Genomic DNA, 12,669 nt, shown 5'->3' on the forward strand with positions numbered 1-12,669 from the left:
CGGTGGGCGCGCCTGCCGTCGCGCCCCGCGTCCTCGCGACGCGCAGCCGCCTGTACCCCGAGACACCGAGCGCGCGATGGGCTGGGACGTCGGCTCCACGGGCCTGCGGATCGTGCTGGGCGCCGAGGTGCCGGGCCGCGGCGTGCGGCGCACGACCCTGCACGCGGCGCTCACCCACGCCGTCACGGAGGCCGGGATCCCCGTGCACCCGTGGGCGGCCGGGCCGATCCGGCACGACGGCGACGAGGTCGTCGTCGTCCCCGAGCGGGGTGGGTCGGATCGCCCGGCGTCCACCATGCCGCCCGGAACGCGCGACGTGTCGAGCGCGACGGGGACGTCCACGGCGGGGGCGGAGGCCACGTCGACGCAGGGGACGGTGGTGGTGCCGGGGACGTTGCGCGCCCGCTACGCGGTGGCCGCGGACGGCCTGCACTCCCCGCAGCGTCGGGCCCTGGGGCTCGACGTGCCGTCGCCGGAGGGCGCACGGCGGTGGCTGCGGCGCCACTACCGGCTGGCGTCGTGGAGCGAGGACGTCGAGGTGCACCGGGGTGCCGACGCCGAGGCGTACGTGACACCCGTCGCGCCCGGGCTCGTCGGGGTGGCGGTGCTCACCGCACGGGTGGGGTCGTTCGACGACCACTTGACGGGGCTTCCCGCCCTGCTCGACCGCCTGGCGGGGGCGGAGCCGGACGGGCGGGTGCTCGGCGCCGGGCCGTTCGCGCGCGGGTCGCGGCGGCGCACCGCCGAGCGGGTGCTGCTCGTCGGCGACGCGTCGGGGTACGCCGACGCCCTCACGGGCGAGGGCCTGTCGGTGGGGTTCACGCAGGCAGTCGCGGCGGTCGATGCGGTCGCTGCGGGGTGCCCCTGCGAGTACGAGCGCGCGTGGCGGCGCCTCGCGGTGCGCACGGCCACGCCGACGGCAGCCCTCGTCGCCGCGACCCGGGCACCCCTCGTGCGTCGCCACGTCGTCGCGGCCGCCGCGCGGATGCCGTGGGCGTTCGCCGCGACCGTCCGCCACGTCGGCGGCACGCCCGGGCAAGGAGGTCACGTGGACGGCGTGTGCGTCGTTCCGCGCGAAGGACGGCAAGTTCGTCGAGTTCGTCGAGGAGTGGAACGAGCTCCCGATGTTCGAGCAGCTCGGCCGGCCCACCGAGGAGTGCCTCACTTATACCGACAAGTGAGTGCCGGGGCCTCTCCGCTCCCGCAGGTGAGTCCCGGGACGTGCACCGCGAGGTGTCGCCCGGCGGGTGGCGAGAGCTACACACGACGAACGCCCCCGCCGACGGCGGGGGCGTTCGCGTTGGTGCGGAGCAGTCGCGTCAGCGGGTGACGCGCTCGCGGACGGGCGTGACGTCGGGGATCTGCGCCGTGGTGAGGCGGCGGCGGAACACCCAGTATGTCCAGCCCTGGTAGGCGAGGACGATCGGCGTGAAGATCAGCGCGACGACCGTCATGATCCCCAGCGTGTGGTCGCTGTTCGCGGCGTAGAAGCCGGTGCCGTCACGGAGCGTCGTGAGCGTCGCCGACGGGTCGAGCGTCGACGGCATGACGTGCGGGAACAGCATGAGGAACAGCGACATGACCGCGAGGGCCGTCGTGAGGAACGTGCCGAGGAACGCGAGGCCCTCCCGACCCATGCGGTTGAACACGAGCGCGGCGACGAGGGCGACCGCGGCGAGGATCGTCGTGATCCAGGCGCCCGTCTTGTTGCCGGTGAGGATGTTCATCCAGAGCAGGAACGCGACCGCGAGGACGGCCGTGACGAGGCCGAGCTTGCCCGCGAGACGCCGGGCGTCCTCACGGATGTCGCCGTCCGTCTTGAGCGCGATGAAGATCGCGCCGTGGGTGAGGAAGAGGAACAGCGTCGTGAGGCCACCGAGCAACGCGTGCGGGGTGAGCAGCGTGAAGAGGTTGCCGTCGAACTGCACGCCCTTGCCGAGGGTGTTCTCGACGACCTCGAGCGGCGTGCCCGCGACGATGTTCGCGAACGCGACACCCCACAGGAGTGCCGGGAGGAACGAGCCGAAGACGATCGCGATGTCCCAGTTCTTGCGCCACGCCGCCGTGCCGCCCTTGCCGCGGTACTCGAAACCGAGGGCGCGGACGATGAGCGCGACGAGGATGAGGAACAGGGCGAGGTAGAACCCGTCGAACAAAGTGGCGTACCACTCGCGGAACGCCGCGAACGTCGCGCCGCCGGCGGTGAGGAGCCACACCTCGTTTCCGTCCCAGTGGGGGCCGATCGTGCCGAGCATGACGCGCTTGCGGCGCTCGGTGTCCTCGGCGTCCCGACCCTTTCCGAGGATCGGCAGGAGCATTCCGACGCCGAAGTCGAATCCCTCGAGGCAGAAGTAGCCGATCCAGAGGACGGCGATGAGGATGAACCAGACGATTGCGAGATCCATGTCGAACCCCCCTATCAGTAGGTGTAGACGAGGGGTTCGCCCTCGCGGACACCCGTGGTGACGGCCTCGGTGGGTTCGCCGATGTCCTCGGCGCCGAGCTTGATGTACTTGAGCAGCAGCTTGACCTCGATGACCGCGAGGACGCCGTAGAGCAGCGTGAAGAGCACCATCGTCGCGAGCACCTCACCGGCGGTCGTGCGCGGCGAGACACCGAACTGGGTGAGCATGACGCCGTTGACGACCCAGGGCTGGCGGCCCATCTCGGTGAAGATCCAGCCGAAGCTGTTGCCGAGCAGCGGGAACAGTGGCGCACCGATGGCGACCCAGTGCCACCACGACGGATGCAGGGCCTCCTCGGAGGCGCCCTTGCGCGTCGCCCACAGGACGAGCAGCGAGCAGAGCGCGCCGAGCATGCCGATGCCGATCATGAGGCGGAACGTCCAGTACGCGACGGGCACGTACGGCGTGTAGTTCGTCCGCGTGTCGGTGGTGAGGCCGGAGTCCGCGTATTTCTGCGCGTACTCCTGCTGGAGGTCGTAGACGCCCTGGATCTCCGCGTCGAAGTCGCCCTTGCCGAGGTAGCTGAGCAGGCCGGGCACCTCGATGAGGTGAGTGGCCTCGGTGCCCTCGAGGTTGCCGACCGAGAGGATCGAGAACGGGGCGTGCTTGGTGGTGTTGTAGAGGCCCTCCGCGGCGGCCATCTTCATGGGCTGCACCTCGGTCATCACCTTGCCCTGGAGGTCACCGGTGACGGCGACGCCGAGGGAGGCGACGAGCGTGATGACGGCGCCGACACGGGCGGCCTTGCGGTACATCGCGAGGTCGGACCGGCGGTCGGTGTGGGCGGGGACGACACGACCCTCGGTGCGGTCGTCGTGGGCGACGGGGTCGTTCGCGGTGCGCGCACCACGGGCGGTGGCGACGCGCTCGTCGTCCGTACCGACGGCGACGCCGTGACGGGTGCCGCGGCGCAGGTGCCACAGCGCGACGGCCATGACGAGCGCCCCACCCGTCATGTAGGCGGCGGTGAGCACGTGCGGGAACGTGACGAGCTGCACCTTGTTCGTGAGGACGGCGACGAAGTCGGTCATCTCGGCGCGACCCGTCTGCGGGTTGAGCCGGTACCCGACCGGGTTCTGCATCCAGCTGTTCGCCGCGAGGATGAAGAACGCGCTCATCACGGTGCCGATGTGGACGAGCCACATCGTCGCGGCGTGGAGTTTCTCGGGGATGCGACCCCACCCGAAGATCCACAGGCCGATGAACACCGACTCGAGGAAGAACGTGAGCAGCGCCTCGAGCGCGAGCGGTGCGCCGAAGATGTCACCGACCATGCGGGAGTAGTCCGACCAGTTCATGCCGAACTGGAATTCCTGCACGATGCCGGTGACGAGGCCGAGCGCGAAGTTGATGACGAACAACTTCCCGAAGAATCGGGTGAGCTTGTACATCTGCGGGTTGCGCGTGCGGACCCAAGCCGTGTGGAATCCGGCGACGATCGCCGACATTCCGATCGTGATCGGCACGAACAGGAAGTGGTACACCGTGGTGATACCGAATTGCCATCGCGCGAGTTCTAGCGCGTCCATTCCAAGCCCCTCTGAGTTTCATGCCCGGGCGCTTTGCGACGCGAATGAGGTCTCCCCTGCGCGGCGCCCTTCCCCGGGGTGGCCGAACTGGACGGCAGGCACCGTCCTTCGTGGGAAGCATCGTCAGAAAATGTGGCAAAACGTAGGGACCTTGGTCCTCGCGTGTCGGCCCCGCTCGGGAGTATTAGGAATTCCGCTGATGCAGAATGCAATTCGTAGGTCACGATTGAGCTGGTCGCCCGACGGGTGATACGGGAGACTGGGCACCGACCCGCACACGGACGAGGAGACGACATGGACGCGGCAGACTGGGACGCCCGCTACACCGAGGAGAACCTCATCTGGGGCACCGGTCCCAACCGGTGGGTGGTCTCGGAGCTCGGGGCGCTCAACCCCGGCACCGCCCTCGACCTCGCCTCGGGCGAGGGACGCAACGCCGTGTGGCTCGCCGCGGAGGGGTGGAAGGTCACCGCGATCGACTTCTCCGCCGTCGCCACCGAGCGCGGTCGGCGCCTCGCGGCCGAGACGGAGGAGCGCCTCGGACGCACCCTCGACATCACGTGGCGCGTCGAGGACGCGACGAAGGCCGAGGTCGACCGCTCGACGTTCGACGCCGTCCTCGTCTCCTACCTCCAGCTGCCCGCCCATGCGCGCCGCGAGGCGATGCGGCTCGCCGCCCGTGCCCTCGCGCCCGGGGGCGACATGCTCGTCGTCGCCCACGACCCGACCAACCTCACCGAGGGGTACGGCGGGCCGCAGGACCCCGAGATCCTCTACTCGGCCGCCGACGTCGAGGAGGACCTCCAGGACTACTTGTCCTCCGGCTCCCTCGTCCTCGAACGCTCCGGCCGGGTGGCGCGTGAGATCGAGGCCGAGGACGGCACCCACTACGCGTGGGATCTCCTCGTCCACGGCAAGGGCCGCGACATGCACAAGGGCGAGGTCACCTTCGGCTGAACGGCGCTCGGGCCGCGTGTCCACGCCCGGCCTCGCATGCGTGAGCGCGGGCATGTGTGCCGGAGGGCGCCCTGACGCCGGCGCCCTCCCCTGACGGATGTGGCGGTCGTGCGACGAATCGTGACCGTGGTCCTCGCTCGTCCCGCGCCGCGGCCGGTCAGCGGGTGAGCAGCGTCCAGACGCCGAGGTGGTCCGAGCCCGGCACGGACACGGTCTGCGACTCGCTCGCCCGCCAACCGCGGGCGAGGACGTGGTCGATCTGCACGAACGGCGGGATCGGCCCCCATCGAGGCCACGTGCGTGTCCACGGCAGACCGCCGCGGGGGCTGTCGTCGAGCCCGGCCCCGTAACCCCGGAACACCGGGTGTGAGCGGCCCGCGTTGAAGTCGCCCGCGAGGACGAGTCGCCGATCGGCCGGTTGCGCCGCGATCCAGCGCGCCATCTCCTCCTGGTTCTCCCGCCACCGCGACGTGGGGGAGAGGCGTGGGCTCCACAGGTGGACGCCCTTGACGCGGGTGCCGTCGGGGAGGTCGACGACGATCTGGTCGAACGCCGGCCGCCCCTCCGCGTCGCGCGAGACGCCCCCGGGGGCGCTCCGGTCGGGCTCGACACGGCCGCACGTCATGCCCGGGGGGAGATCGACGCAGGTGGCGGGCTGGCGCGTGGCGATGACCATGCCGCTGCCCCGGCCCGCACGACCGGTGACGTGTGGCAGTCGCTCACGGAGTCCGTGCGCGGTGAGTCGCTGCCAGAACGCGTCGGTCATCTCCGGCAGGACGAGGACGTCGACGTCGCGGGTGTCGACCTCGGCGATGATCCGCGCCGGATCGGCCTCCCCGATGTAGGTGTTCACCGAGAGCACCGAGAGGGTGCGCGAGCCGTGCGGGACGTCGTCGAGTGGGGTGGTGAGGACCGGCACGATCGTGACGAGCGACGCCACGAGGGTGACCAGGGCGGGCACGAACCGTCGCCGGAACCCGGCGACGACCGCGAGGAGGATCCCGAGGACACCGAGGAGGGGTGCGGCCGCCTGCAGCTGGGCGAGCCACCCGCCGCCGTCGACGAGGGACGCGACCGCGGCGAGCGCGAGTCCGCCGGCACCGACGGTGAGCATGCGGGACCCCCGGGCCGGGGGATGCGGTCGGGCGCGGCTCACGGGCCCGATCCTCACACGCTCCCCTGAGTTCCACCCGAGCGTCAGTCGGGGTGGACCTCCGACTCGACGGCCGGACGGACGACGAGCCGCGTCCAGGCACCGACGTAGATGCGGTCGTCGGCGTCGATCTCGGTGCGGCCCGAGATCGGCGAACGCGGCAGCGGCCCGATCGCCGGACCGACCCACGTGCCGTTGCTCGAGTCGAGGTCCTCGATCCACCACCGGCGGCCGTCGCTCGTGAGGAGGGCCTGGCGACGACTCACCGCGGAGTCGATGCCGCAGTCGACGTCGGGCACGGAGGTGCGGCTGCGCCGCCCGACGAGCGCGTCGGAGCGGGTGAGGCGCACGACCTCCGGCGGGGCGGGAGAGGGGTACGCCTCGTCGGCGTCCTGCACGGCGAACCAGTCGGGGTCGATCCACACCTCGACGACCCAGTCACCGGCGACCTCCCGCGACGGCGGACGGTTGACGGGCCTCACCTCGGCCGACGGAAGCGACGACGTCCCCGGCGCCGGGGTCGGCGGGTGGGCCCGGCCACGCTCGGCGGCGGAACCGGAACCGGAACCGGAGTCGGAACCGAGGCCGGGGGTCGGGGCCGGGGTGTGCCCGGCCGGTGCGGATGCGTCCGGGACGGCCGGGTCGAGGTCGCCCTGCGGAGGGGCCGCCACCGGTGGCGCCGGCGGCGTCGGGGTCTCGACGTGGGGCGCGGCCACGGCGTCCGCATCGGGGGACTCGTCATCGTCCTCGGGCGTCGCCCCGGGCGTGGACCCGGGCGCGGCCTCCGCCGCTCGGGGGTCGGCCGCCGTCGCGGCGACCGGGGTGCCCGGCTCGTCCGGCGCCTCGTGCCTCGCCGCGGCAGCAGCAGGCGGTGCGGGCAGGTCGAGCGCGCCGACGCCCTCCTCGTCGGAACGCGGCGCCTCGGGCGACGTCTCGTCCGCCACGTCGGACGGGTCTGCCGCGTCACCGGCAACCGACGTTGCGCGGACGGGCAGGTCGAGGAAGGAGGGCTCGCCGCCCTCGACGCGGGGCATGACACCGGTCGTGAAGTCGAAGCCGCAGACCTCGCAGAAGAGGTTGTCGGCGGCGTTGACGGCGGCGCAGTTGGGGCACGTCTGGGTGGCGGGTGCGGCCGCATCTCCCGTACCGGCGGCGTCGGACGGGTCCGGCTCCGGGGTCGAGAGGCCCGGCGGGGGCGTCGGGGAGGGGACGGCCGCGCCTGCGTCGGGCACACCGGCAGGTGTCGCGCCGCCCGGGGCGCCCATCGGGGCGCCGCAGGTGTCGCAGTAGTCGGTGGCCGCGCTCTCGTGGCCCTCCGGACACCTCATCGCCCGACCCGGGTCGTCTTCGTCGAGGCCGTGTCGAGGGCCATCTCGTCGAGCTTGTCGATGCGGTTCTTGAGCCGGACCCGGCCGGTGCCCGCGTCGTCGATGTCGACGACCCGCGAGAGGCGGTTCGTCGCGTCGTCGTCGCCCGTCTCGGCGGCCAGCTGCACGGCGCGGCCGAGGCGGGTCGTGGCCGTGACGTCGTCGCCGATGGACTTGGCCGCGAGGCCCTCCTGGATCGCCTTCGCGAGTTCCGTCTGACCCGTGTAGTGGGCGACCTCGGGGCTGATGCGGGCGGTGAGGGAGTCGTCGGCCGACCAGCGCGCCTTGACGAGGCCCTGCGTGACGATCTCGCCACCGGCGGCGAGCTGCACCCGTGCCGCGAGCTGTTCGGCACCGACAGCCTTGGCGGGCAGACGCACCGCGACGTGGTACTCGCGCGTCTCGTCCGACCACGCGCCCGTCGGGTACGCGCCGGTGAGCGGGTTGACCGTCGTGCGGCGCGTCGTGAGGTCCTCGAGACGCGGCGCGACCTGCCGGACGAACAGCACCTCGGCACCCTGTGGCGCCCACACGCGCAGCGACGCGTCGGCGACACCGCGGGCCATCGACACCCGCATGATGCGGGCGAACTCGGCCGCCATGTCCTCGCGTCGCGGGATGAGGTCGACCGTGCCGAGCAGGGCCTCCGCGATGCGCCGCACCTCGTCGACCTGCCACGCCGCGCCGAGACCCCGGCAGTCCGCCTGGAACCGGCCCCGGACGCCTTCGATCGCGGCCGTGAGCTGCTCCGGCGTCTCGTGCTGGTTCTCGCCGTCGGTGAGGAGGATGACGTGCTTCTGCGTGAGCGAGGGGACGGTGCCGAAGAGCTGCGCCGCGGCGAGGAGCCACGTGCCCATCGCCGTGCCGCCGTCGGCGTACAAGCGGGTGAGGGACCGCTTGGCCTGCGCCCGCGTCGCCGCCGACATCTGCACCATCGCCGCTGTGTACCCGTCGGGGTAGGCGAGGCGCGCCTCGTGGTTGCCGGCGATGACGGCGAACCACACGCCGTCGTGGATCTGGTCGAGCGCTGCCGCGGCCGCCTCCTGCGCGGCCCGTACGCCCGCCGCCTCCATCGAACCGGAGGTGTCGATGACGATGATCTCGCCCGCGTCACCCCCGGCCGAGCGGCCCGCCTGCCCGGCGCCGGTGCACGTGATCGACACGATCGCGTGGACGTCGGTGGCGCCCGTGGCGAGGAACTCGTTCTGGTGGACGGTGGCGTGGAACTCCGCCATGTCAGGCCTCCTGCGTCGGTGCGTCCGGGGTGAGCCGGGCTGCGATCACCGTGATGTTGTCATGCCCGCCGCGGGCGTTCGCCCACTGGACGAGTCCGCGGGCGAGGGCGAGGGGGACGGTCGTGCCGTCCTGGTCGGCGGCCTCCGGCGCCGTCGCCGACGCGTCGGTGCCGGTGGCGGCCGGGGCAGTGGGGACGGTGGGGTCGGGTGCGGTCGCCGCGGGCGGCACCGGGTCGACGGGGGCGCCGGTGTGGGGGTCGGCGAGGGGTGCCACGACCGGCGAGGTGACGGCCTCGGTCCCGGCGATGCCGTGGGCGATCTCCCCGAGAACCTCGGCGAGGGCGGTCGGTTCGCTCGCGTAGTTCCACAACCCGTCGGAGCAGAGGACGAGCCAGCCGGGCGCGTCGATCCGCAGGGTCGCCGTGCGGGGGGTGTGGTCGTCGCAGTCGATCCCGAGCCACCGCGTGATCGTGTGCGACCCGGGCCCGGACTCGGCCTGCTCGCGCGTGGCCCCGAGCGCGATCTGCTCCTCGGCCCACGAGTCGTCGACGGTGAGTCGCTGCGCCTCCCCGGCGTCGGGGAACCAGTACGCGCGGGAGTCGCCGATCGACCCGACGACGACGTGCCCGGCCTCGACGATCGCGGCGACGAACGTGCACGAGGGGTTGGCGTGGAACGTGTCGCCCTCACGGGTCGAGTCGATGCCGAGCTCGCAGTGGATCTGCCCGGTGACGTCGGCGACGGCGTCGGCGGCGGCCTCGGCCGCGGTGTCGAGGCGGGTGAGGAGGGCGGGGACGACGGAGGACGGCACGCCCACCCCCGTCGAGGTCGCCCGGGAGAGGACGGCGACGGCGGCGTCGGCCGCGGCCTGGCTCGCGTCCTCCGAGCGCATGGCGGAGGACACCCCGTCGCAGACGACGAGCGCGGCGCGGGCGCCGTCGGCGAAGAGGGCCATCGCGTCCTGGTTCGACCGGTGGCGTACGCCGATGTCGCAGACCCCGGACACCCAGGGGGCCGGCGCGTCCTCGATGTGGGCCCGTGGTGCGGGGACCGGGGAGCCGCACTGCTCGCAGTACCCGTCGGCGAACGTGCCTCCGCACGCGCACCGGGAACCCTCCTCGGGGGCGGGCGCAGGCGCGGCGACGGGCTCCTCCGGCAGGATCCCCCCGAGGACGAGCATCCCCGCCGAGCGGGGCGCGCTGCCGGGGGCGACGTCGACCGACGTAGCGTCGGCGGTCGCGGCACCCTCGCTCGGGCCAGGGCCGCTCGTGCCGGCGGCCGCCGGGGTCGGGGAGCCGACCGGGGGGAGCGGGGCCGGCGGGGTCTCGGACCCGGTGGGCGGGGCGGTCTCGCCCTCGTCGTCGGACCCCCCGGCGGGAGGCGCACCCGCCTCGGGCACGGGGTCGGGGGTCGTGCGGGCGGCGAAGGTCTCGGCGGTCACGGCCGTCGAACCGGTGTTGGAGGACGCGGGAGCAGCCACGTCGGACGTGACCGCGCCCGCCGGGCCGGTCGTGGCGGGGTCGGTCGTGGCGGGGTCGGACGTGGCGGGGTCGGTCGCCATCGGGCCGGAGCGGGTCACGTCGGGTCTCGTCGTGTCGGACGAGACGCCGACGGGCACGGGGGTCTCCCCGGCCTCGGCGAGCGGCGCGCGTTCGACGTCCGAGGCCCCGGCGGGCGCGGCACAGTTCTCGCAGGCGCGTCCGGCGCCCGTGGGGCGTCCGCACGAAGGGCAGGGACGCAGCTCCTCGGTGGGGGCCTCCGAGGTCACCGGGTCGCGGTCGTCGGCGGGAGGAGGCGAGGAGGGCGACGTCATATCAGGCTCCAGGGTCGGATGCGGTTGGCCTCGTCGACGAGCAGGTGGCGCTCGCCGGGGGCGGGGGTGAGTCGGGCGAGGTCGCGGTAGGCGGACTCGAGCGACCGACGCAGGGTGGGTTCGTCGGCGGATCGCCCGTCGAGGGTCGCCTCACGAGTGTCGCCCGCGAGGCGTGCGGCGAGGGCCTTCTCGAGCACCTGCACGGCGAGGCGCGCCCGCGTGTGGGGTTCGAGGGTGATGCGGCGGGAGTCGGCGAGGACGTCCATGAGGGCGGGCACGCCGGCGTCGGTGCGGGTCTGGAGATCGGCACGCATCCACCGGGCCCGCGAGTACGCCCCGGACGTCGGCGGCACCGCGCTCACGGCGCTCACCGCACCGGTGAAGTCGCCGCGGGTCGCGCGGGTACGGGCGATGCCGAAGGCCGCGGCGACGACATAGGCCGCGTCCGTGCGCAGACACGTCGTGTACGACGACTCGGCTGCGGCGAGGGAGGCGTCGGTGGCGACGCGTTCGTGGGCGGCGGCGAGCGCGAACCGGGGGGCGATCTCGCCGGGGAGCTGGGCGTACACGGCGTGGAAGGAGTCGACGGCCGCGGCGCCGTCGCCCCGGCGGAGCGCGTCGAGGCCGAGGAGCCACACCGCACGCCAGTCCCACGGGTCGTGTGCGAGGAGGGCGTCCGCCGCCTGCGAGACGAGATCGCCCTGGTCGGCGCGCAGCGCGGTGCGTCCCATCTCGAGGATGACCTCGGGGGTGTGCTGAGGCGCCTGCCGCAGCGACGCGAGCCGCTCGCCCGGGTCGCTCGTCTGCAGACCGCGGAGCCACGTGTTCATCGGGTCCTGCTCGTCGGGGCGCAGACCGGGCAGCTGCCACCAGTCGAGCGTCTCGCCGGTGACGACGGGCGCCTCGAAGTACGCCGACGGCGGCGCCTGCGTCGTCACGCCCGCGCCGGGGGTGTCGGCGACGACCTGCCGCAGCACGCCGAGCATCTGGACGCGGAGCTCCTCGACGGAGACGAACCGGTCGGCCGGGTCGGGCGCGCAGCAGCGGGCGACGAGCCGGTAGAACGAATCGTGCTCGCGGAACGCGGGCGTCTGCGTGAGCGGCGGGAGCGAATCGACGAACCGCGTCTGGTAACCGCGGAACTCCGTCGTGAGGACGACGAGCGTGCGGCCGATCGTGTAGATGTCGCTCGCGATCGACGGCCCCACCTCGGCGACCTCCGGCGCCTGATAGCCGACCGTGCCGTAGATCGGCGAGTCGAGGTCGTCGATCTCCCGCATGCCGCCGAGGTCGATGAGCTTGACCCCGTCGGCGACGTGGATGAGGTTGTCGGGCTTGAAGTCGCAGTAGAGCAGCCCGTGGTCGTGGAGGTAGGTGAACGCGGGCAGGATCTCGAGGACGAACGCGAGGGCCGTCTCGACGGGCAGCGGGTCGTATTCGCCGCGGGCCAAGAGGCGGTCCTTGAGCATCTGCTTGAGCGAGGCGCCGCCGACGTACTCCATCACCGTGTAGGCGAGGCCCTCGTGCTCGACGACGTTGTACACCTCGACGATCTGCGGGTGCTCGACCTGGGCGAGGAATTGCTGCTCGGCGATGGCCGCGGCGACGGCGTCCTCGTCGCCGGCGTTGAGGAGGCCCTTGAGGACGACCCATCGGCCGGAGACGTTGCGGTCGCGGGCGAGGTAGATCCATCCGAGGCCACCGTGGGCGATGGGGCCGGCGACCTCGTACTGGCCGGCGACGAGGTCGCCCGCCTCGAGCTTGGGGGTGAACGAGAACGGGTTGCGGCACTGCGGGCAGTAGCCCTGCGTGCGGCCGGGGGTGCCGTCGTGGCCGCGGCCCACGGGGGCACCGCACGAGGGGCAGACGCGGCGTTCCTCGGGGACGACGGGGGCGGCGAGGACGGCGGCGGTCGGGTCGGTCTCGACGGCCGGGGGCACCTGGGTGAGTCCGGCGCCGAGGCTCGACCGGCGGGCGCGGCGCTGGCGGACGTGGCGCCGGGCGCCGGCGCCGCGGGCCGAGCCGAGCGGGGTGATGGCACGGATGGACGCGGCGACGGACTCCACGGGGGACTCCGACCCGGATCCCGTGGCCGGTGCGGCTGCGACGGGGGACGACCCCGCCGGGGCGGATGTCGTAGGCGATGCCGC

9 protein-coding genes are annotated in these 12,669 nt (G+C 73.2%); 2 read left to right on the forward strand and 7 right to left on the reverse strand.

Features of this window, described 5'->3' with window-relative positions:
• Window positions 1-76 precede the first annotated feature (76 nt).
• Window positions 77-1,330 (forward strand): NAD(P)/FAD-dependent oxidoreductase, encoded by a 1,254-nt coding sequence (locus MOPEL_RS18195; RefSeq protein ID WP_009483700.1) that lies wholly within the window; start codon window positions 77-79, stop codon window positions 1,328-1,330.
• On the opposite strand, the gene cydB is transcribed toward MOPEL_RS18195, so the two are convergent.
• Together cydB and MOPEL_RS14835 are read right to left on the reverse strand one after the other, a co-directional pair.
• Window positions 1,320-2,405, reverse strand: a complete 1,086-nt coding sequence (gene cydB / locus MOPEL_RS14830; protein WP_009483701.1) for a cytochrome d ubiquinol oxidase subunit II — start codon at window positions 2,403-2,405, stop codon at window positions 1,320-1,322. The two genes, MOPEL_RS18195 and cydB, sit on opposite strands and share 11 nt — an antisense overlap.
• Window positions 2,406-2,419: 14 nt before the next feature.
• On the reverse strand, window positions 2,420-3,994 hold the full coding sequence (locus MOPEL_RS14835; RefSeq protein WP_009483702.1) for a cytochrome ubiquinol oxidase subunit I: 1,575 nt from the start codon (window positions 3,992-3,994) through the stop codon (window positions 2,420-2,422).
• Window positions 3,995-4,288: 294 nt separating this feature from the next.
• On the opposite strand from MOPEL_RS14835, the gene MOPEL_RS14840 reads away from it, so the two are divergent.
• Complete coding sequence (locus tag MOPEL_RS14840; protein ID WP_009483703.1) at window positions 4,289-4,951, forward strand: class I SAM-dependent methyltransferase; 663 nt, start codon at window positions 4,289-4,291, stop codon at window positions 4,949-4,951.
• A 157-nt stretch (window positions 4,952-5,108) separates the two neighbouring features.
• On the opposite strand, the gene MOPEL_RS14845 is transcribed toward MOPEL_RS14840, so the two are convergent.
• Genes MOPEL_RS14845 through MOPEL_RS14870 form a run of 5 tightly spaced genes read right to left on the reverse strand, consistent with a single transcriptional unit; the run spans window position 5,109 to window position 12,585 of the window.
• Window positions 5,109-6,107, reverse strand: a complete 999-nt coding sequence (locus tag MOPEL_RS14845) for an endonuclease/exonuclease/phosphatase family protein (RefSeq protein WP_141631385.1) — start codon at window positions 6,105-6,107, stop codon at window positions 5,109-5,111.
• Window positions 6,108-6,148: 41 nt separating this feature from the next.
• On the reverse strand, window positions 6,149-7,432 hold the full coding sequence (locus MOPEL_RS17430; RefSeq protein WP_009483705.1) for an FHA domain-containing protein: 1,284 nt from the start codon (window positions 7,430-7,432) through the stop codon (window positions 6,149-6,151).
• A complete protein-coding gene (locus tag MOPEL_RS14860) occupies window positions 7,429-8,706 on the reverse strand; it encodes a vWA domain-containing protein (protein WP_009483706.1) in 1,278 nt (425 codons plus the stop codon). The genes MOPEL_RS17430 and MOPEL_RS14860 overlap by 4 nt, the downstream gene beginning before the upstream one ends.
• A 1-nt stretch (window position 8,707) precedes the next feature.
• On the reverse strand, window positions 8,708-10,519 hold the full coding sequence (locus MOPEL_RS16260; RefSeq protein ID WP_009483707.1) for a protein phosphatase 2C domain-containing protein: 1,812 nt from the start codon (window positions 10,517-10,519) through the stop codon (window positions 8,708-8,710).
• Window positions 10,516-12,585, reverse strand: coding sequence for a serine/threonine-protein kinase (locus tag MOPEL_RS14870; protein ID WP_009483708.1), 2,070 nt, complete (start codon window positions 12,583-12,585; stop codon window positions 10,516-10,518). Before MOPEL_RS14870 ends, MOPEL_RS16260 begins: the two co-directional genes overlap by 4 nt.
• Window positions 12,586-12,669: the final 84 nt, after the last annotated feature.

Source organism: Mobilicoccus pelagius NBRC 104925, assembly GCF_000247995.1.
Lineage (GTDB): Bacteria > Actinomycetota > Actinomycetes > Actinomycetales > Dermatophilaceae > Mobilicoccus > Mobilicoccus pelagius.